This window comes from Paraburkholderia pallida (assembly GCF_004524855.1).
GTDB classification, from domain to species: domain Bacteria; phylum Pseudomonadota; class Gammaproteobacteria; order Burkholderiales; family Burkholderiaceae; genus Paraburkholderia; species Paraburkholderia oxyphila.
Window position 1 is genome coordinate 1297449 of record NZ_CP038151.1, and the last position, 19444, is coordinate 1316892.

At 63.2% G+C, this 19444-nt stretch carries 19 protein-coding genes; 11 read left to right on the plus strand and 8 right to left on the minus strand.

Annotation, left to right across the window (positions count from 1 at the left end; genetic code table 11):
* Positions 1-344: 344 nt before the first annotated feature.
* Positions 345-977, minus strand: coding sequence for a TetR/AcrR family transcriptional regulator (locus E1956_RS40525; RefSeq protein ID WP_134758908.1), 633 nt, complete (start codon positions 975-977; stop codon positions 345-347).
* A 255-nt stretch (positions 978-1232) separates the two neighbouring features.
* On the opposite strand from E1956_RS40525, the gene E1956_RS40530 reads away from it, so the two are divergent.
* The 9 genes from E1956_RS40530 (at position 1233) to E1956_RS40570 (ending at position 9513) form a co-directional block, all read left to right on the plus strand.
* Entirely contained in the window at positions 1233-2351 is a 1119-nt protein-coding gene (locus tag E1956_RS40530; protein WP_134758909.1) for a DSD1 family PLP-dependent enzyme, read from the plus strand.
* A 91-nt stretch (positions 2352-2442) separates the two neighbouring features.
* A complete protein-coding gene (locus E1956_RS40535) occupies positions 2443-3198 on the plus strand; it encodes a class II aldolase/adducin family protein (RefSeq protein WP_134758910.1) in 756 nt (251 codons plus the stop codon).
* A gap of 32 nt (positions 3199-3230) precedes the next feature.
* On the plus strand, positions 3231-3578 hold the full coding sequence (locus tag E1956_RS40540) for a RidA family protein (RefSeq protein ID WP_134758911.1): 348 nt from the start codon (positions 3231-3233) through the stop codon (positions 3576-3578).
* Positions 3575-4381: a VC0807 family protein gene (locus E1956_RS40545; RefSeq protein ID WP_134758912.1), complete on the plus strand. Its 807-nt coding sequence runs from the start codon at positions 3575-3577 to the stop codon at positions 4379-4381. The genes E1956_RS40540 and E1956_RS40545 overlap by 4 nt, the downstream gene beginning before the upstream one ends.
* Positions 4382-4436: 55 nt before the next feature.
* Positions 4437-4955, plus strand: a complete 519-nt coding sequence (locus tag E1956_RS40550) for an RNA polymerase sigma factor (protein ID WP_134758913.1) — start codon at positions 4437-4439, stop codon at positions 4953-4955.
* A complete protein-coding gene (locus E1956_RS40555) occupies positions 4952-5806 on the plus strand; it encodes an anti-sigma factor family protein (protein WP_134758914.1) in 855 nt (284 codons plus the stop codon). Before E1956_RS40550 ends, E1956_RS40555 begins: the two co-directional genes overlap by 4 nt.
* Before the next feature lie 26 nt (positions 5807-5832).
* Entirely contained in the window at positions 5833-8004 is a 2172-nt protein-coding gene (locus E1956_RS40560; protein ID WP_134759723.1) for a malate synthase G, read from the plus strand.
* 233 nt (positions 8005-8237) lie between these two features.
* Complete coding sequence (locus tag E1956_RS40565; protein WP_134758915.1) at positions 8238-8582, plus strand: DUF4148 domain-containing protein; 345 nt, start codon at positions 8238-8240, stop codon at positions 8580-8582.
* A 133-nt stretch (positions 8583-8715) separates the two neighbouring features.
* Positions 8716-9513 carry an alpha/beta hydrolase gene (locus E1956_RS40570; RefSeq protein WP_134758916.1) on the plus strand — a complete coding sequence of 266 codons (798 nt, stop codon included), beginning with the start codon at positions 8716-8718 and terminating at the stop codon, positions 9511-9513.
* Between the two features lie 94 nt (positions 9514-9607).
* Here E1956_RS40570 and E1956_RS40575 read toward each other — a convergent pair whose 3' ends face one another.
* The 4 genes from E1956_RS40575 to E1956_RS40590 all read right to left on the minus strand — a co-directional run bounded on the left by E1956_RS40575 (position 9608) and on the right by E1956_RS40590 (position 14130).
* The gene (locus tag E1956_RS40575; protein WP_134758917.1) at positions 9608-10900 is read right to left on the minus strand and encodes a TRAP transporter large permease; all 1293 of its coding nucleotides are present in this window, start codon (positions 10898-10900) and stop codon (positions 9608-9610) included.
* The gene (locus E1956_RS40580; protein ID WP_134758918.1) at positions 10897-11457 is read right to left on the minus strand and encodes a TRAP transporter small permease; all 561 of its coding nucleotides are present in this window, start codon (positions 11455-11457) and stop codon (positions 10897-10899) included. Before E1956_RS40580 ends, E1956_RS40575 begins: the two co-directional genes overlap by 4 nt.
* Positions 11454-12470 carry a TRAP transporter substrate-binding protein DctP gene (dctP, locus tag E1956_RS40585; RefSeq protein ID WP_134758919.1) on the minus strand — a complete coding sequence of 339 codons (1017 nt, stop codon included), beginning with the start codon at positions 12468-12470 and terminating at the stop codon, positions 11454-11456. Before dctP ends, E1956_RS40580 begins: the two co-directional genes overlap by 4 nt.
* A gap of 79 nt (positions 12471-12549) precedes the next feature.
* On the minus strand, positions 12550-14130 hold the full coding sequence (locus E1956_RS40590) for an alkaline phosphatase family protein (RefSeq protein ID WP_134758920.1): 1581 nt from the start codon (positions 14128-14130) through the stop codon (positions 12550-12552).
* Positions 14131-14231: 101 nt separating this feature from the next.
* On the opposite strand from E1956_RS40590, the gene E1956_RS40595 reads away from it, so the two are divergent.
* Complete coding sequence (locus E1956_RS40595) at positions 14232-15041, plus strand: IclR family transcriptional regulator domain-containing protein (protein WP_167760275.1); 810 nt, start codon at positions 14232-14234, stop codon at positions 15039-15041.
* Between the two features lie 81 nt (positions 15042-15122).
* Here E1956_RS40595 and E1956_RS40600 read toward each other — a convergent pair whose 3' ends face one another.
* Positions 15123-16022 (minus strand): DMT family transporter, encoded by a 900-nt coding sequence (locus E1956_RS40600; RefSeq protein WP_134758922.1) that lies wholly within the window; start codon positions 16020-16022, stop codon positions 15123-15125.
* A 183-nt stretch (positions 16023-16205) separates the two neighbouring features.
* Here E1956_RS40600 and E1956_RS40605 point away from each other — a divergent pair, with 183 nt between their 5' ends.
* A complete protein-coding gene (locus E1956_RS40605) occupies positions 16206-17144 on the plus strand; it encodes a helix-turn-helix domain-containing protein (RefSeq protein WP_134758923.1) in 939 nt (312 codons plus the stop codon).
* Positions 17145-17163: 19 nt separating this feature from the next.
* On the opposite strand, the gene E1956_RS40610 is transcribed toward E1956_RS40605, so the two are convergent.
* Together E1956_RS40610 and E1956_RS40615 are read right to left on the minus strand one after the other, a co-directional pair.
* Positions 17164-18072: a SphA family protein gene (locus tag E1956_RS40610; RefSeq protein WP_134758924.1), complete on the minus strand. Its 909-nt coding sequence runs from the start codon at positions 18070-18072 to the stop codon at positions 17164-17166.
* Between the two features lie 337 nt (positions 18073-18409).
* Complete coding sequence (locus E1956_RS40615; RefSeq protein WP_134758925.1) at positions 18410-19333, minus strand: LysR family transcriptional regulator; 924 nt, start codon at positions 19331-19333, stop codon at positions 18410-18412.
* Between the last annotated feature and the right edge of the window lie 111 nt (positions 19334-19444).

The following is a 19444-nucleotide window of genomic DNA, read 5'->3' on the forward strand; positions in this document are numbered from 1 at the left end:
GATCTCACTGTATAAGGCTGAATTCCTTCCTGCGAATATTCACGCCTACCCGTGCAGTATGCAGCATAAAAGGTATTAAAACCTTGTCAAGCAAGGGCCCCAAAGAGGCGAGCCAGCAGCGTAGAAGCCACGCAAAAATTGCTACTTTTCGCGAGCGAAATTGATTTTTTATGGCCTTGCCCAAGCGTCTTCCTTGCGCAAAAGTGAAACCTGCAATGACTATCCTGAGGTGCTTTGCGTGGGAGACACAAGCCTTGGAGCGGTGATGCGATTGCGCATCACCGGCTCATTGTTTCCACCGCGCCCTGCCTGTCACGTTGGACTGACAACGCAAACACCGGTGCTTATTTCACCCGGCGGGCTCGCGATCGAGCGGGCGCCGATTTCGCGCCCTTGGTGTCCGCCGCTGCTGCCGGCGCGCTCTGATCGATCACGTTGAAAATCAACTCGACCACACGTGCACGCTCTTCATCGGAGAAGGGCGAGAGACCCAGCATCTCCATGAACCAGAGTCCTTCCGTCGCGACATGGACCAGCGCAGCCCCATCGAACCCAATGTCGGTGGTCAGCTGCCGAAAGCGCTCTTGCCAATATTGGCGAATCGGGTCCGCCGAAGTCTTGAGCACGGGACCCGCGGCCAACAAGCGGCTCGCCACCTCGTCGTTACCCGCCTTGTTATTGACGGACGCGAGCACATAAGCCCGCAACGCACGGCCCGGCCCTTCGGGCAGGCGCGCGGCCTCCGCTTCGCGCGCCGCGAAAAGGCTCTCGACAATGAACTCGTTGACGGCCGTGAGCAACTCCTCCTTGAACGGGAAGTGGTAGAGCAAGCCGCCCTTGCTCACGCCCGCCCGCTCGGCGACGGCATCGAGCGTTAGGGCTGGCACGCCCACGTCCTTTATCACTTCGAGCGCGGCACCGATGATCTTGTGGCGCGCGCTGGGTCGTCCGCGCTTCCTGGCAGTCGTGTTTTCCATAGACGTATTCGGGAAATTCTGGTGGTTTACATGCCGGTTATTTTACCGTACAGTCCAGACGGTACAGTAATTAGATGCACCGGCAGGCTTTCAACTGGGTAACGAACACGCGCAAGCGGCGTCGGCCAGCCACAGAGCCCGTCCGGACAGTCAAAAGCGGCAATCGCTACGCGCCTCGCGAGGGGTGTAATCAATATCCGCTTAATTACCGTCCCGCTGCCCTTCTGCTTTTACATTCTATTTGTCGGAACTTTCATGACTTCTTTGCCTGCCCACGTCGGCTGTCGGCTCGAAGATATCGAGACCCCCGCCCTGATCCTCGATCTCGATGCGTTCGAACGCAACGTCAGCAAGATGGCGGACTATGCCGAACGTGCCGGCATTCGTCTGCGGCCGCACGCCAAAACGCACCGTTGCGCGGACATCGCCAGACGACAGGTCGAAAAGGGCGCCGTGGGGCTCTGTTGCCAGAAAGTCGGCGAGGCCGAAGCCCTGGTGGCCGCAGGCGTGCGCGACGTCCTCGTCAGCAACGAGGTGCTCGACAGCCGCAAGCTTCGCCGCCTCGCGGCGCTTGCGAAAACCGCTACCGTGTCACTGTGCTTCGACGCGCCCGAGCAAGTTCAGGCCGCCTCGGAAGCCGCTCAAGAGCTCGATGTCGAACTCGGTGCACTGGTTGAGATCGACATGGGCATGTGGCGCTGCGGGGTCGCCCCCGGTGAAGCGGCGGCGGCGCTCGCCGTCCTGATCGATGAAACTCCCGGGCTGAGGTTCTTGGGGCTTCAGGCCTACGAGGGGAAAGCCCAGCATCTGGACATTTACGCCGAACGCAAGGAAGCCATCGATCACGCGGCTGCCCTGGTACGCCAGAGCATCGAGGCAATCGAGAAGGCTGGCCTCACATGCCAGGTAGTGGGCGGCGGCGGAACCGGCACCTTCCGGTTCGAAGGCGAGTCGCAGTTGTGGAACGAACTCCAATGCGGCTCGTACATCTTCATGGACGGCGAATATGCCGCGATCAAGGGCGAGAATGGCGAACCCTACGCGGAGTTCGAGCAAAGCCTGTTCGTTCTTTCCACTGTCATGAGCGCCGCGGCGCCCGGGCGAGCGGTCGTGGATGCTGGCCTGAAATCGTACACGCTTGAAAAAGGCATGCCGACTGTGCACGGCCGCAACGAGATCCGGCTCGTAGCGGCCTCCGATGAGCACGGCACGCTTCTGCTGCCTCCCGGCTTGCAATTGCCGCTGGGCACGCAAATCAAGCTCGCGCCGTCGCACTGCGACCCGACGGTGAATCTTCATCACACGATCGTGTGCGTGCGCAAGGGTGCGGTTGAGGCCGTGTGGCCCGTCTCTACCCGGAGCGCGAGCCTCTAACGCAGTTCCCTGCTTTTGCATTGACGATTCTGACCTTATTAATTAGCACTACGAATAGCGAAAACGAACGTCGCCATTCAACGGAGCAAAAATGAATTCTTCTTCTCAGCACCACGACATTTCGGATGCGGAATGGAAGCTGCGTGTCGATCTCGCTGCGTGCTATCGGCTGGTGGCACTTTACGGATGGACCGACCTGGTGTTTACGCACATCACGGCGCGCATTCCGGGCGAGGCGCATCACTTCCTCATCAACCCCTATGGGCTCATGTTCGACGAGATTACGGCGTCTTCGCTGATCAAGATTGACGACCAGTGCAACAAGCTCAGCGAGTCTGCCTATCCTGTCAATCCCGCGGGATTCACGATCCATAGCGCAGTCCACGAGGCCCGCCCCGACGTGCAGTGTGTCCTGCACACGCATACGCGAGCAGGCGTCGCCGTCTCAACGCAAAAGAGCGGCTTGCTGCCTATTTCGCAGCAGAGCACGTTCATCCTGGACTCGCTTGCCTATCACGATTACGAGGGAGTCGCGTTTCGCCCCGACGAGAAGCCGCGCCTGCAGGCCGATCTCGGCCGCGCGACGTACTTCTGCCTGCGCAATCACGGCTTGCTGACCGTCGGCCCGACGATTAGCGACGCGTTTCTCGCGATGTATACCTTCGAGACCGCTTGTCAGATCCAGATGGCCGCCCAGGCAATGGGGGAACTCGAATACATCCCGCCCGAAGTGCTCGAACGGGGGCGCGAAGGCGCGCGCGTTCAAACCGGCAGGAGTCCAGGCCAATTCGTCTGGCCTGCACTGATGCGCAAGCTCGACAAGATCGATCGAAGCTACGCGACTTGAGCAACGGCCCGTTACACACTCAGGAACGTAAGATGATTCAACGATTTCATGGCACCCCGCTTCTCCACGGTGCGGTCCATCATGGCAACACGGTCTATCTTTGCGGTGCAACAGCCGAAGACAAAAGCGCCGGCATGGGGGCGCAGACCACCCAGGCGCTCGACAAGGTTGCGAAGTGGCTCAAGCATTTCGGCAGCGACCGCACCCTCATGCTCAACGCAATGATCTATACCACGGACATGAGCCAGATCGGCGAATTGAACGAAGCGTGGGCGGCCTGGTTCAACGGCGCGGACCAGCCAACACGCGCCGCTATCGGAGTCGCCGATCTCGGCCCCGGCACGCTGATCGAGATCGTCGTGACCGCCGCGCTGCGTTGAGCCACATTCTCGTTACGGAATTCGCCGCGACGATTACCGAACCCCAGGCAATCGTCGGGTACCAGACCAATCAATTACGCAAGCAAGGAGTTCACATGGGCCAGGCTTCATCGGATCAACTGGAGACCGCGACGCACCGCGTCGCCCACATGGCGCTGTTTCGCAGCGCACTGATCAGCATGGTTGCGCCGTCGATTATCTACCGCCTGGCGGAACCGCACTTCCCCGCCGGCAGTCTGTGGGCGCTCGGTCTGTCCGGATTGCCGCCGGCGATCGCCCTGGCCTATAGCGTCTTCAAGCTCAAGGCCATCGACTTTCTGGGTCTTTTTGCGGCGGAGAACGTCGTGGTGGACATGATGGCGCTTGTCCTCGCTCACTCCGAGAAGGGTGCGCTGATCGGCAGAGCCTTCGAGAACCCGATCCTCGCCCTCTTCTTCCTGGGCTCGCTGATGCTGGGCCAGCCCCTTGTGCTCTCCATGTCCCGGCAGCTCTCGACGGGCAACGATCCCAGGAAGCGCGCGAGCTTCGATGCGGTCGCCTCGCAGCCCCACGCGATGCGCGTGTACCGGTTCATGACATGGGTGTGGGTCTTCGCGCTATTCATCAAGGCGGGCGGCAGTCTGCTGATTGCGGAGTTCGCGGTGACCAAATCGTATCTCTTCCTGAACCCGATCTGGAGCATCGTGTCCGATGCCATCCTGGTGACGTGGACCATGCTGTATGGCCGCGCCAAGCTGGTCTCGCCCGAAGGGCCGGCATCGGGAGGGATTGCAGGTGGGCAACTGAACCGGTCGATCAGCTGATCCGGGCGCGGAACGCGCCTGCGAATTCAGCTAGCCGGGCAACAAAGGATAGGCGATGAACATTCGCGAACAACTTGTCGAACACGTACCGCGATTACGTCGCTATGCACGTGCCTTGATCCACAATCGCGAGCTCGCGGACGACCTTGTACAGGACACCCTCGAGCGCGCGCTGCGGCACACCGAACAGTTTCAGGCGGGCACGGACCTGCGCGCATGGCTGTTCGCCATCATGCACAACGTCTTCGCCAACCAGGCAAGACGCCCTGCTGCCCGCACCCCGGCCCTGTCCGTCGACGACGATTCAATACCGGAAGCGTTATTCGCCGTTCAGGGTGGCCAGGGCCGCTCGCTGGAGATCCGCGATCTCGACTACGCATTGCAACGGCTCTCGATCGAGCAACGTCAGGTCGTGCTGCTCGTCGGGCTCGAGGAGCTCAGCTACGCAGAGGTGGCCGTGGCACTGGATGTCCCTCTCGGCACGGTGATGTCTCGACTGTCACGCGGCCGTGAACGCCTTCGCGCGCTGATGGCCGGTGAACAACGCGGTGCCAACCTGAAGGTGGTGGGATGAACAGAAAAGCCGTGCCAATCACCGAGGACGAAATACACGCCTATGTCGACGGCATGCTGGAAGGCGAGCGTCGCGAGGAAATCGATTGCCGCGTGGAAACGGACGCGCATCTCGCCGGGCGCGTGAGCGCGTACTTCTCGCTGAACGACCTGCTGCACAACCGCTACGATCGAGTGCTGCATGAGCCGCTACCGGAGCGCCTGATTCCTTCGCTTGAGACGACGCATGCCGCACGCGGCCGTTGGCTCGAAGCGGCGAACTGGCCGCGCTTCGCGGGTTTGGCCGCCACGCTCGTGGTCGGCATCGGGATTGGCGCCGGCGCCATGCTGAGTCCATCAGGACGCGCCGTGGCACTGGGCGGCAACGACGCCACGCCAATCACGCGCGCGTCGTTCAGCGGCGAGGAGGCGCTTGCGCGTCAATCGGCAATTGCCTACGTGACCTACGCGCCGATGGTGAGCCGCCCGGTCGAGGTTGGCGTCGATCGCGAACAGGAGCTCGTCACGTGGCTATCGAGCCGGCTCGGCACCGACGTTCATCCGCCCGTTCTCACCCACGCCGGCTATGAACTCATGGGCGGCCGGCTACTACCGGGCGACGACGGACCCATTGCGCAATTCATGTATCACAACGCACTCGGCGAACGCGTCACACTGAACATCTCTCACCGGAAGATTGCGTCGAACATCACCGCGTTCAAGTTGTATCAGGACGGGTCCGTCAACGTGTTCTACTGGGTCGACGGAAGCTTCGGCTATGCCATATCGGGCGGAATCGACCGCAAAGCGCTGCTCGATCTTTCGCACGCTGTCTATGAGCAATTGACAGCGTGCGGCGGCCCCCATTCGTAGAACGAAGCGACGACACCATGAACGACATGATAGAACGCGCGGGCCTGCGCGTCGCGAATGCGCTCGTCCGCTTCATCGAGGAAGAAGCGTTACCCGATACCGGCATCGAGCGCACCGCGTTTTGGCAAGGCTTTGCCACCCTCATTCACGATCTGGCGCCGCAAAACCGCACGCTGCTCGCCGAGCGCGGCCGTCTTCAAGACGCCCTCGACGAATGGCATCGTGGGCATCCGGGTCCGATCCGCGACCTGAGCCTCTATCGCACGTTTCTGGAGGAGATTGGCTATCTGGTCCCAGCGCCCGCTCGGGTAACGGTCACCACACGCAACGTCGATCACGAGATCTCGCATCAGTCGGGTCCGCAGTTGGTTGTACCGCTGTCGAACGCCCGCTATGCACTGAACGCGGCAAACGCCCGCTGGGGCAGCCTCTACAACGCGCTCTACGGAACCGACGCCCTCCCCGAGGACGGAGACGAGCCCCGCCGGCGCAGCGCCGCCTATAACGCCGTACGCGGCGCGCGCGTGATCGCCTACGTGCGGGCCTTTCTCGACCGCGTCGCACCACTCGCGACCGGGTCGCATCGAGACGCAACCGGCTACGCGATACGCAACTTCGGGCTGGTCGCACGGACCGCCATGGGCGAAACGATACTCAAGCATCCTCAGCAATTCGTCGGATATCAGGGCGATCCCGCCGCGCCTGCAGCCATTCTCCTGAAGCACAACGGGCTGCATGTCGAGATCCAGATCGATGCCCAGAGCGCGATCGGCCGCATGGATACCGCCCGTGTGAAGGACATCGTGATCGAGTCCGCGGTGACGGCCATCGTCGATTGTGAAGACTCCGTCGCTGCCGTGGACGCCAAAGACAAAGTGGCGCTCTACCGTAACTGGCTCGGCCTCATGCAAGGCACGCTGACCGAAACGTTCACGAAGAACGATGCGCCGCTCACTCGCCGCATGAACGACGATCGCTCATGGCGCACGCCCACCGGATACACGCTCACGTTGCCGGGGCGCTCGCTGCTCCTCGTGCGTAACGTCGGTCACCTGATGACGATCGGCGCCGTGCTCGATCGCAAAGGCAACGAGATTCCCGAGAACATCCTCGATGCCGTCGTAACCACGCTCTGCGCGTTGCACGATCAGAACACGAGGCAGAATTCACGCGTTGGCGCGATTTATATCGTGAAGCCGAAGATGCATGGCCCCAGCGAGGTCACATTTGCCAATACCCTCTTCGACCGCGTAGAAGATCTCTACGCGCTGCCGCGCCATACCATCAAAATGGGCCTCATGGACGATGAGCGGCGCACGAGTGCGAACCTCTCCGCCTGCATCGCTGCTGCAAGCGCACGTGTGGCCTTTATCAACACGGGGTTTCTCGACCGCACGGGCGACGAAATTCACACCGCCATGGAGGCGGGTCCCATGTTGCGCAAAGGCGATATGAAGTCGACGGCATGGATCAGCGCCTACGAGCGCAACAACGTGCTCGCCGGCCTCGCCGCGGGGCTGCGCGGTCGCGCCCAGATCGGCAAGGGCATGTGGGCCATGCCTCACCTGATGCACGCCATGCTTGCACAGAAGGCTGAACAACTGCGCGCCGGGGCGAGTACGGCCTGGGTGCCTTCCCCCACCGCAGCGACGCTTCATGCACTGCATTACCATGAGATCGATGTGCAGGCGGTGCAACGAGAGTTGGAGAAAATCGACTACGCCACCGAGCGGGACAAGCTACTCGACGACCTGCTGAGCATCCCGGTCGTCGAAAAGGCGGAGTGGTCCGACGAGGAAATCCGCTACGAAGTCGAGAACAACGCCCAAGGCATTCTGGGTTACGTAGTGCGATGGGTCAATCATGGCGTGGGCTGCTCCAAAGTGCCGGACGTCCATAACGTCGGCTTGATGGAGGACCGCGCAACATTGCGCATCTCGAGCCAGCACATTGCGAACTGGCTGCGACACGGCGTGATCACGCAGGCGCTCGTGGAGGATACGTTCCAGCGGATGGCCAGCGTAGTCGATCGCCAAAACGCCGGGGACCCCCGCTATCGCCCAATGGCGGTTAACACTGCCGGGTCGCACGCGTACCAGGCTGCCCGCGCGCTCGCACTACAAGGCCGTGTACAACCGTCCGGTTATACCGAGCCGCTGCTGCACCGGTACCGCCTCGCGTTCAAGCATGGGCGGTAGTATCGCCGGCCCGAAAGTATCGAACTCGCACCGACCAACCTCGCCAGGCCGCGCGTACCTCAAGTCTGACGCCTTTGAGGTACGCGCTTTTTTTGCGTCCGCGGCACGATCGCGCAACACGAATGGCGCATGACATGATTTCGATTCGAGGTGGAATAATCTCTGGCCTCCGGTGTTTACCTTTACGTAGCGACCCGAATCTTTGACCCGACGCTTTCGATAAGGACACCATCATGAGCATGACCTTGCCCCGTATCATCTCCTGCACCATCGCCGCCATGACGATGGGCATCGCCGCCGCAGCACACGCCGGGACGGATGTATCCCTCACGCGCGCTCAAGTCTACGCGGATCTCGTGAACGGGGAACAAGCTGGATACAACCAGTCGTCAGGCGACGACGCCCACTATCCCGACGCCATCCAGGCAGCCGAAGCGAAGGTGGCATCGCAGCAGAACGAGCAGGCACAAGCCTACGGCGGTGTCGCGCTCGGGCAATCCCAGACCGGCGCAGGTGCAGGTACGGCATCGATGTGTGTCGGCCCTGTGAGCTACTGCAACCTGTATTCTGGTAGCTGATCACCCAATACGTTTCATGGGCAATCTTCCCGGCCTAATACATCGTATTCCTTATCTTATTTGATGCGGTCCAAATCACGACTGGACCCGGCAGGTTGCCCCGAATACCCCCCTACATTCCCCGGAGTTTCACATGAGCATTCGTTCCACCATCGCCGCTGTCGTTGCAGTGTCCGCTACCGCTCTGACCTGCACACACGCATTTGCCCAGCAAGCCCCCGCCCCAGCGGCTCCCGTCAAGAACATCGTGCTCGTACACGGCGCGTGGGTCGATGGCTCGGGCTGGAAGCCCGTCTACGACAGGCTGACCCACGACGGCTATCACGTCACGATCGTGCAAGAGCCCCTGACCGCCCTCGCCGACGACGTCGCCGCCACGAAGCGCGTAATCGATATGCAGGACGGCCCGACGATCCTCGTCGCCCACAGCTATGGCGGCTCGGTGATCACCGAGGCCGGCGTCGACCCGAAGGTCGTCGGGCTCGTGTACGTCGCCGCGCACGCACCGGATGTCGGCGAGGACGAGGCCGCGCTCGGCAAGAAAACGCCGAGCTATACGGCGAAACAAGCCGGCGCCGTTCAAAAGACGGCGGACGGCTACACGTTCCTGAACCCGGACGATTTCGCCTCGGACTTCGCGGCCGATCTGCCGGCGAAGCAGGCGCAGTTCGAATCGCAGTCGCAGATCCTGACTGCTGCGAGCGTCTTTTCCACGCCCATGGACGCCGCCGCGTGGAAGACCAAGCCGAGCTGGGGCATCGTTGCCGCCGCGGACAAGATCATCAATCCGGATCTCGAGCGTTGGTACTACGAGCGTGCGCACAGCCATACGACCGTGCTTGAAGGCGCGAGTCACTCCGTCTACGAATCGCGGCCCAAGGAAGTGGCGGCCGTGATCGAGGAAGCTGCGAAGCACGCGCAAAACGGCTGAGCGCAAATGATGAAGCGCTGGCGCACGCTGATGCCGCACGAGGCATTGCATCAGCGTGCGCGGGCGCGCGCCGGCACGGCAACAACCGGGCGCTTCAGCGCATGAGCTTGACCAGTTCCAGTGCGATACCCGGCACGAGAATCACCACGACGAGCGCAACGATATTCGCGCAAAGAAACGGCAGTGTGCCCTTAAAAATAGTGCGAATCGACAAATCGGGCAGCATCGTCTTCACCATGAACACGTTCATGCCCACGGGCGGATGAATCATGCCGATCTCCATCATCATCGCCACGTAGATGCCGAACCAGATCATGTCCGCGCCAAGCGGCTGTACGACCGCGGCGAATACCGGAATGGTGAGCAGCATCATCGCGAGCGCTTCCATGAGCGAGCCGAGCACGATATAGATGCAGGTGATGACGGCGATGACACCGAGCAGCGGCAAATGGAGCGCGTGGATCCAGGCAACCAGTGTGGCGGTGAGGCCCGAGAGGGTGATGAAGTTCGCGAACACCATGCCGCCAAAGGCAATCGCGAAGATCATCGCGGTCGTCTTGCCCGCCTCCACCAGCGAGTCGAACAGCAGCGCCCAGCTGAGCTTGCGGCGCAGGCCCGCGAACACGAGCGCGCCCGTCGCGCCCACGCTCGATGCCTCGGTCGCCGTGAAAACGCCGCCGTACAGGCCGCCCACCACGATCAGGAACAGTGCGAGCACGCCCCAGATCTTGCCGAGCTTGACGAAGCGCGTGCGCCAGTCCACGCGCTCGCCTCGCGGGCCTTTGGCCGGGTCGCGGCGCACGGTCCACCAGATCGAGAGCAGGAACAGCGCGCCCAGCAGGAGACCGGGGCCGATGCCCGCGATGAAGAGCTTGCCGATATCCTGATCGGTCAGGACACCGTAGATGAGCAGCGGAAAGCTCGGCGGAATCAGCGCACCCAGCGTGCCGCCCGAACTCACACAGCCGGCGGCGAGACTGTCCGCATAGCGGTGGCGGCGCATCGGCGGCATCGCGACCTTGGTCATGGTGGCGGCCGTGGCGATCGAGCTGCCCGACATGGACGCGAAGCCCGCGCAGGCCAGCACCGTGGCATGCGCGAGTCCGCCCTTGAAGTGGCCGATCCACGCGTTGGCCGCGTCGTAGAGCTCCTCGGCAAGATCCGCCTTGTAGATGAAGGTGCCCATCAGGATGAACATGGGCAGCACCGAGAGGTTCTCGTTGGCCGCGAGGTCGGCGATCGTCATGCCGGCCATGGCGAGCGCGGGCTCCCAGCCACGGATCAGCGCGAAGCAGCCCACGCCGATGCTGAGCATCGCGAAGCCGAGCGGCACGCCCACGAACGCGAACAGCAGGACGGCAGCGAAGCCGGAAAGGGCGAGTGTCATGGCGATTCCTTGCGGGCGAGCGCGGCGAGATGGTCGAGCGTGAGCGCGAGCAGCACGAGCAGCGTGACGCCGGAGAGCGCGCTCATGTAGTCACTGAGCGGCGCGAGCGGCCACTCGAGCACGGTCGTGGTGATGCGGTTGCGGGCGAGGTCGGCGCCGTCGCTGGCGAGCTGCCAGGTCATGATGCCGACTGCCGCCACGCTCACGAGCAGCACGAACAGGTGTTGCAGCCAGCTGCCCACGCGTCCGAAGCGCCCTTGCAGCAGATTCACCGTAATGTGCTGCTGCCCCTGCGTGACGAGCGGAAACGCCGAGAAAATCAGGATCGCCATGCCGAAGCGCACGATCTCGGATGCGCCGCGTATCGGCGCGGCGAACCAGTAGCGCATGAACACGTCGCAGAATGTGAGACCCATGATCGCGAGCAGCACGAGCGCCACGACTGCGCCGAGCGCGCGCCGCAGCCAGCGTGTGGCAAGGCGCTCGCGGCGGCCACTTGCGCCGTCGGCGAGCACTCCAGGCGGATGCAATGCCGCGGAAAGATTCGCGTGGCTCATCTTGCCTCCTGCTTTGCTTCGTCACGGTAGTAAGCGAGTGCTGCCGCGCCGTCCACATTCAGTTGATCCGCCTGCGCAATCCATTGCGCGTCCATCGGCTGCGCCAGCGCCCGCAGCGCCGCGACGAACGCAGGTGGCGGATCGATCAGCTTGAGTCCGTTCGCCACGGCGTGCTCGCGCGCCTGCTCGTTCGCCGCGTCGATCACGGCCATCCGGTGCGCGAACGCTTCGCCCGAGAGCGCCGTGATGGCCGCACGGTCGGCCGGCGCGATCGACGCCCACACCTGCTTGTTCACGAAGAGCGAGAAGCTTGGCGCGGTGATGCCGCCGGGTATGCTCGTCTCGAAGCGCGCATAGCGGACCACGTTGAAGCGCGCGGCATCCATCTCCGGAATGCCGGCGAAGCCGTCCACGGTGCCGCCCGCCACCAGCTCGCTCATCTTCGCGGCGGGCGTGGCGACCACGCCTGCGCCGCCACGATCCATCAGCGTCGAGGCAACGCCTGGCAGTGCCCAGTATTTCACGCCGCGTATCGCCTGAAGCGACGTGACGGGCTGCTTGAGGCTGTAGATCTCGCCCGCCGGAAACACGACGAGCGCAAGCAGATGGACGTCGCGATATTGGCCTGCCTTTGCGAAGTATTTCTCGTTGGTGCGCCAGAGCGCGACCGACATGCCCTCGGAAGAAGCGGAGCCGAGCGGCAGATGCGCGAGCTGCACGAGGCTCGCCTTATTCTGGATGAGGCCGTTGAAGATGTATGCGCCGTCCACGATGCGCTTGCGCACGACGTCCCACTGCTGCTGCGGCGAGCCGATGCTGGTGGGCGGAAAGACGATCTTGACGCGCCCCTGCGTGGCGCGCTCGACCTCTTCGGCCCACGGCTTCATGACCTCGACGTTGAAGATATGTTGCGGCGGCAGAAAGGCGTTGACGACCAGCGTCGTGGCGGCGTGCGCCATGGCCGGTAACGCCATCGCCAGCGCCACGAGAGGGGCTGCGATGAGGCGGTACATGGTGTCTCCTGCTATAAGAATTGATTGGCCGGCCTGAGCACTGCGGGGGGCCGGCGCCCCTTCTTGCCGCTTTGCGCCGCTACCAGTCGCCGAGCACAATGCCGCCCTTCTCCGAGATTTCGGTCCAGCGCTCGACGAAGCGCGCGGGCGCCGTCTGCCGCAAGGTACGGTGGCGCAGCCAGTCGAACAGCCGCTCGTGCAGTTCGGCGCGCACGCTCGCATGTTGTGCGTCGCGGCCCAGGTCGTTCAACTCGTCGGGATCGGCCGCGAGATCGAACAGTTGCGGCGCGAAGCCATCATAGTGAATGTATTTCCAGCGGCCGTCGAACACCATGAAGCAACGGCAGCCGTCGAGATCGCGGCCAAGCAGCGTGCGCGTGCGCGAACGGAACGAATAATCGAACTCGCTGAAGACGGCATCGCGCCACGGCACGTCACGCGCGCCGTGCAGCAACGGCTGCAGCGAGCGCCCCTCCACGATATGGCCGGGGACCTCTACGCCAGCCGCTTCGAGGAAGGTGGGCAGCAGGTCGATTGCCTCCACGAGCCGCCGCTCCACCGTGCCGCGCGTGGCGTCGGCTTCAGGGCGCGGGTCATAGACGATGAGCGGCACGCGCGACGATGCATCGTGAAAGAGCTCCTTCTCGCCGAGCCAGTGGTCGCCCAGGTAGTCGCCGTGGTCGCTCGTGAACACGATCATCGTGTCTTGCTCGCGGCCGGTTTCGCGCAGGAACGCGAACAGGCGGCCGAGATGATCGTCGATCTGCTTCACGAGCCCCATATAGGTGGGAATGACCGTCTCGCGCACTTCGTCGCGCGTGAAGCTCACGCTTTCGTCGTGCTTCATGAACGCGCCGAAGACCGGGTGCGGGCGCTCGCGTTCGTCGAGCGTCCGCACGGCGGGCTTGACGTCCTCGGGACCGTACATGTCGTTGTAGGGCACCGGCGCCATGTACGGCCAATGCGGCTTGATCAGACTCAGATGCAGGCACCAGGGCGCGTCGCCCTGCTCGCGGATGAAGGCCATCGCGCGGTCGATCATGTACGGCGTTTCCGAATGCTCCTCGCTGATGCGCGCGGGCTTTGCCGCGTGGCGCATCTTCCAGCCGCTCAGGATCTCCCCGTTCTCGCCTTCGGCCGAATTTGCATAGTCATGCCAGGGATTGTCGCCCTCATAGCCGTTGCTGCGCAGGTAATCGCAATACGGCGTTTCCACGCGTGCGCCGAACAGGCCCGGATGGATGCCGTCGTCGCGATCGAACGGCTCGAAGCCGCACTGCTCCACCAGCACCGCGTCCGGCGACTCCGGGTTCATGCCGAGCCGCTGCATGCCTGCCTTGTCGGCGACCATGTGGGTCTTGCCCGCCAGCGCGACGCGCATGCCGCGCGTGCGCAGGTAATCGCCAAGCGTCAGTTCGCCAACGGGCAGCGGCACGAAGTTCCAGTACGCGCGGTGGCTCGCCACGTAGCGGCCCGTGTAGTACGACATGCGCGACGGCCCGCAAACGGGACTTTGCACGTACGCGCGCTCGAAGCGCACGCCGCGCCGCGCGAGTGCATCGATATGGGGTGTTTGCAGCGTCGGATGCCCGTAGCAGGACAGATAGTCCCAACGCAACTGGTCGCACATGACGAACAAGATATTCTTGACTGTCTCCATCGCTCATCTCCTTTTGATGAAGGCAAGCGTAGAACAGCCCTGGTGCGCGACCCAGCGATTTCTGAGAAGATTTCACTCAGTGAAACGCAATGGATTCAGCCATGTGGTCCCCCAAAGTCAAGACCATCGACGCCCTCGAACGCGGCCTCGTCACGCTCAAGACCCTGCAGGAGCTTCAGGCGGCGAGCCTGCACGACCTGCATATGCACACAGGCATTCCGAAGGCCACCTTGCTGCGCATTCTTCTGACGTTAGAGCGCCAGGGGCTGATCTGGCAGCGGCTGGCCGATGGGCTTTTTCGCCCGAGCTACACGCTGCAGGCGCGTGCGCGCCGCCTCGATCGGGTGGACCATCTGATCGAATGCGCGGTCACGGAGCTGGACCAGTTGCAGAGCCGCATTCTCTGGCCATCGGACCTCGCCGTGCGGCGCGGCACGACGATGGCGCTATGCGAGTCGAACCGCACGCGCTCGTACTTCGTCGTCAACCGCGACAAGCTCGGCTATGAGATCAACATGCTGCGCTCGGCTGTCGGGCGCGCGTATCTCGCGTTCTGCCCTGACGAAGAACGCGAGTCCTTGCTCGAAGCCCTGCGTCTGGGCCAGCGTCCCGGCGACGAGCGCGCGCACGATCGGCGCTATGTGCGGCAATTGCTCAATGAAACGCGCCGTCTCGGCTATGGTGCGCGCGAACGCAACTTTGGCGGCTCGTACGACCAGTCGCGCACGCAGTACAACGACGGCTTGTCCGCGCTCGCCGTGCCCATTGCGGCGCCCGATGGCTCGGTTGCCGGGTGCGTGAACATCGTATGGTTCGAGCGCCTCTTCAAGGTGGAGGAAATGGCCGCGCGCCATCTGGAGGATCTTCGCGCCGCCGCTGCCAGGATCGGGGCGCGCTTGTCCGTCGATTGAATATAACGAGCGCGGTTCGCCGAAGTACGTGGCCACGGCCATTGCGTGTTGATAAACGAAGCGCCCAGCCTGCGCGAATGTTCAGGCAGCCGGCGCGCGCCGCACGAACACGCGCCGCGTCAGATCGAAAGCGACGAGATTGCCCGAGAGCACCAGCAACAGGCCCACCACGGTCAGCCATGACCAGCGGTAGCCTTCGAAGACGGTCGATACCGCGAGCGCCACGATCGGGAACAAGACCGTGCAATAGGCGGCCCGCTCGGGACCGATGCGCCCGACCAGCATCAGATACGCCGTGAAGCCCACCACCGAGCCCGCCACCGCGAGCCAGGCCAGCGCCCCGAGGTAGCGCGCGTCCATGTCGATCCCGAACGGCAGGCCGGCCAGCGCACTGCCGGCCACCAGCACCGCCGTGCCGATCAGCATGGCCCAGCCATTCGTGACCAGCGGGTGCAGCCCCATCGATTGCATGCGGCTCGAGAGCAGATTGCCGACCGAGAAACACTGGGTGCCGAGAAACGCCACGGCAAGCCCGAGCCAGACGGTCTGATCGCCGATATGGCCGGCCATCTGCTGGAGGAACAGGCACACGATGCCAATGAGGCCCAGCATGGCCCCGCCCACCGCCGTGCCCTGCAGCGGCCGGCCCATGAAGAGACGCCCGTTGATCGAGTTGAGCAGCGGCGCGGTCGAGAACACCACGGCAACGAGGCCGCTCGGCACGATGTTCTCGGCGTAGTAAAAGCACAGGAAATTGAGGCAGAAAAGCGCCAGCCCCTGGGCCACGAGGTAGCGCCATGCCGCTCGCGGCGGCCAGATGGGCCGGCGCATGAGGCCCAGCAGCGCGAACATCAGGAGCGCCGCGATCCCAAAGCGCCAGGCGATGGAGACGGGCGCAGGCACGACGCCGAGCTGCCACTTGATAGCGATCCAGGTGGTGCCCCAGATCAGCACGGTTAGCGCGTAAAGAAAGAGATTCATGGCTAGAGATGGCCGATAGTCGATGCTTCCACTATTGCGCGCGGCGGCGGCATCCACTTGTCCAGGATTGCGCTTTTCTTGCCGCCGGGCCGCGCAAGCGGGGCAATGCGCGGGGTCAAAGCGTATACTGTGATCACGCCGCTCCCCCTACCCCTCACCGCCCGTCTGCCCGCCCTCCGAACCATGGACGCCCTGGAGTCTCCCGCCGCGCTCGACCTCGCCAACACGCCGTTCGGGCTGCATTCGGTGTGCCGCACGCTGAGCGCCGCCAACGCGACGCTGGAGCGCTTTACCTGGCTTGGCGATCAGCTCGCGGCGGCCGTGTGGACACGCGAGACGCGCGAGGCCGAGACCGTCTACGAGCAGCCGGGTCATCACACGCTGTCGTGCTATCTCGACGGCGGCTACCGCACGGAGCGGCAGAAGCTGCCAGGCATTTACGGCGCGCCAAGCCGGCTCTGCGCGCTGCCCGGCGATCATGAATCGCGCTGGTGGGTGCGCGGGCACATGCATTTCATGCACCTCTATTTCCTGCCCGAGCACTTCACGCAACGCGCCGTGCGCGAGCTCGACCAGGAGCCGCGCGGGCTCACGCTGGCCGACCGCACGTATTTCGAGGACGAACACATCGCCGCGCTTTGCCAGTCGCTCGCCAACGAAGACTGGACCCACCCTGAAGGCCTGCTGCGCAGCAACGAAACTGCCCACGAAGTGATGAGCCTGCTGCTGCGCAGCCAGGGCGTACGCCGCCCCGGCGCGGCCCTCAAGGGCGGCCTTTCGGTGGCCACGCGGCGGCGGTTGCGCGACTATATCGACGCCCATCTAGGCGAGCCATTGACGCTTGGCGCGCTGGCCGAGGTCGCCTGCCTCTCCGAATACCACCTCGCGCGCATGTTCCGCACGTCGTTCGGCATGCCGCCGCATGCGTGGATTGCGGCCCAGCGGCTCGAACGGGCGCGCATGCTGTTGCGCACGAGCGACCTGCCGCTCGCGCATATTGCGGCGGCGTGCGGCTATGCGAATGCCAGCCACTTCAGCCATCGCTTTCGCGATGCGTTTGGCGCCGCGCCCAATACGTATCGGCAAGCGCTGCAAAACCGGGGCATGGCCATTCAAGCCTGAGGCCGGCACGCTCGTCCGTCTACACGGGGAAGCTGAACTGAACCCAGAGCTTGTTGCCCTCCGGGCGATTGCGCACGGCGAATTCGCGCTGGTACTTGATGACGATCCCCGAAGCGGGCCCCCACATATAGCGCAATTGCGGCCCGATCGCGACAGACTGGCCGCGGAAGCCATCGGCGCCTACCTTGACGCCGTTTTGTGTGTCGTCCGTGAACTGCCTGAGAAACGTGCCTTGCACGCCGAGCTGGAAGCGCGCGTTAACTGAATAGCCGATCATATAATCAAGCGTCGCTACCGCACCCGAATGATATTGCGTCGCGTGATTCGGCGAGTTCATTTCCAGCAACGTGGTCGTCGAGATTTCCCAATCGGGATGCGGAAACCACGTCACGCTCATATAAGGCAGGAACGCATATGTGTTCAGTCCGGTATTGGCAATCCGGTTGACTGAATAAGCGCCACTCGGCACGGCAAACGAAGGCGAAACGAACGCGAACAAGGTCTTCGACTGATTGGCGTAGCCCAGCATCAGCGGCTCCAGAATCACGTCGCCGAGCGACGTCCGGTTGCCGGTGCCGCCCGGCGTCGAGAGATGCAGGTGCACGAGCGGCACGATCGCGCTGCTCGATATCGTAAAGGGTCCTAAGGTCTCTCCCCACGTGTGCACGAACCGGGGCACTTCCGCCACGACGCTCAAATGGAAGCCGGGCACGGCGTTGCCGCCGTTACCGCCCGCAAATTTGTTCGCCGAATAGTATTCCGAGTAATTGAAGTATTGCGTATTGCCGGGCGGCGGCAGCATGCCATTGAGCACGGTATTGACGCCGAAGGGGTAGCTGATCTGGCCGTTCTCGGTTGCTCGTGCCGGAATCGCGATGGCGCACGCGATCAAGCCCGCGCTGATCAAGCGCGTGAAAAAAGAAGTCATTGCGTCTCCAAGCCGTCTAGTCGTTGGTTCTGATAGATGTGACGGTCTGCCGGATGCCAATGTCCGGCGAACCCATTGCGTCGATGCCGTGTGAGCGCATTCGAGGCAGACGCAATGTAGAGCGAGCACCGCTGGCGAAAAAGACCTGACGGGAAGAAGAGTTCTTCGTGCGGAGGAGGAATCTGCTGCGAAGCGTTCCGCGAGGGAGCTACGTGTGACTCAAGTGTCATGCATGGCGACGCGATGAGACGATTTGATCTGCATTCCGAATCTTATCGTGCGCCAGATGACTCGATCCGATGAACGCACGATCCGAGGAATGCGCGCCCGCGCGCCGTTATGGCGCGATCTCACTCAATTTTCGCGGCAGCCCTAGGCGCTCGAAGCGCTCGACCAGAAAGTCGGTGAACGCGCGAATCTTCGCCGGCTGATGGCGGCGGCACTGGTACGCGATATTGATGGTGAGCGCCGGCAGCAACCACTCGGACAGAACGGGAACGAGCCGGCCCGCGACGATATCGTCATGAATGATGTAGAGCGGCTGGATCAGGATGCCGAGGCCGCCGAGCGCCGCCGCGCGGATCACTTGCCCCTCGTTCGCGTCGAGCAGGCTCTTGATGGCAACCGATTCCGTCTGTTCCCCGCGCCGGAAATGGAGCATGTACGGATCGTTGGCGAGGTTGTACACGAGCAGATCGTGCTCGCAGAGCGCATCCGGCGTTGCGGGCGTGCCGCGCCTCGCCAGGTAGCCCGGCGACGCCGCCAGCACCCGCCGCGTCTCGGCGAGCTTGCGCACCGTGATGCTGGAATCCGCTTCGTACTCACGGGTGCGGATCGCCACGTCGATGCCGGCCTCGATGAAATCGGGGTAGCGGTTCGCCGCAATGATCTGCACGTTGAGGTTCGGATAGCGCTTGTGAAATTCGGGCAGCGCGGGGGCAATATAAATCGACGCGAACGAGACCGAGGCCGTCACCCGCAGCGTGCCGGTCGGGTTGACGGACGCTTCGTTGACGGCGGCGTCCGCTTCGGCCATCTCGCCCATGATGGCGACACAACGGCGGTGATACTCGTGGCCGGCGTCCGTCAGCCACAGGCGCCGCGTGGTGCGCTCCACGAGCCGCGCGCTCAGGCGGTCCTCCAGTGCATTCAGGCAGCGGCTAGCCGCGGCGCTGGACATGCCGAGGCGCTCGGCGGCCTTCGAGAGGCTGCCAAGCTCAGCCACCTGAATGAAAAACTCGATCTGGGTCCACTTGTCCATAAACTCGATTTCGCCGCTCAGCGGAGAACAAAACTCCAAAAACGCGTCTTTTTTCCGACGAAAGACGGAATTAATCTTACCGCAACGATCCACGAAACAACACCCGGAGAC

Coding starts and splice junctions, on each gene's coding strand:
- E1956_RS40525 (WP_134758908.1), bottom strand. CDS start 977: ATGGAAAACACGACTGCCAGGAAGCGCGGACGACCCAGCGCGCGCCAC.
- E1956_RS40530 (WP_134758909.1), top strand. CDS start 1,233: ATGACTTCTTTGCCTGCCCACGTCGGCTGTCGGCTCGAAGATATCGAG.
- E1956_RS40535 (WP_134758910.1), top strand. CDS start 2,443: ATGAATTCTTCTTCTCAGCACCACGACATTTCGGATGCGGAATGGAAG.
- E1956_RS40540 (WP_134758911.1), top strand. CDS start 3,231: ATGATTCAACGATTTCATGGCACCCCGCTTCTCCACGGTGCGGTCCAT.
- E1956_RS40550 (WP_134758913.1), top strand. CDS start 4,437: ATGAACATTCGCGAACAACTTGTCGAACACGTACCGCGATTACGTCGC.
- E1956_RS40555 (WP_134758914.1), top strand. CDS start 4,952: ATGAACAGAAAAGCCGTGCCAATCACCGAGGACGAAATACACGCCTAT.
- E1956_RS40560 (WP_134759723.1), top strand. CDS start 5,833: ATGATAGAACGCGCGGGCCTGCGCGTCGCGAATGCGCTCGTCCGCTTC.
- E1956_RS40565 (WP_134758915.1), top strand. CDS start 8,238: ATGAGCATGACCTTGCCCCGTATCATCTCCTGCACCATCGCCGCCATG.
- E1956_RS40570 (WP_134758916.1), top strand. CDS start 8,716: ATGAGCATTCGTTCCACCATCGCCGCTGTCGTTGCAGTGTCCGCTACC.
- E1956_RS40575 (WP_134758917.1), bottom strand. CDS start 10,900: ATGACACTCGCCCTTTCCGGCTTCGCTGCCGTCCTGCTGTTCGCGTTC.
- E1956_RS40580 (WP_134758918.1), bottom strand. CDS start 11,457: ATGAGCCACGCGAATCTTTCCGCGGCATTGCATCCGCCTGGAGTGCTC.
- dctP (WP_134758919.1), bottom strand. CDS start 12,470: ATGTACCGCCTCATCGCAGCCCCTCTCGTGGCGCTGGCGATGGCGTTA.
- E1956_RS40590 (WP_134758920.1), bottom strand. CDS start 14,130: ATGGAGACAGTCAAGAATATCTTGTTCGTCATGTGCGACCAGTTGCGT.
- E1956_RS40595 (WP_167760275.1), top strand. CDS start 14,232: ATGTGGTCCCCCAAAGTCAAGACCATCGACGCCCTCGAACGCGGCCTC.
- E1956_RS40600 (WP_134758922.1), bottom strand. CDS start 16,022: ATGAATCTCTTTCTTTACGCGCTAACCGTGCTGATCTGGGGCACCACC.
- E1956_RS40605 (WP_134758923.1), top strand. CDS start 16,206: ATGGACGCCCTGGAGTCTCCCGCCGCGCTCGACCTCGCCAACACGCCG.
- E1956_RS40610 (WP_134758924.1), bottom strand. CDS start 18,072: ATGACTTCTTTTTTCACGCGCTTGATCAGCGCGGGCTTGATCGCGTGC.
- E1956_RS40615 (WP_134758925.1), bottom strand. CDS start 19,333: ATGGACAAGTGGACCCAGATCGAGTTTTTCATTCAGGTGGCTGAGCTT.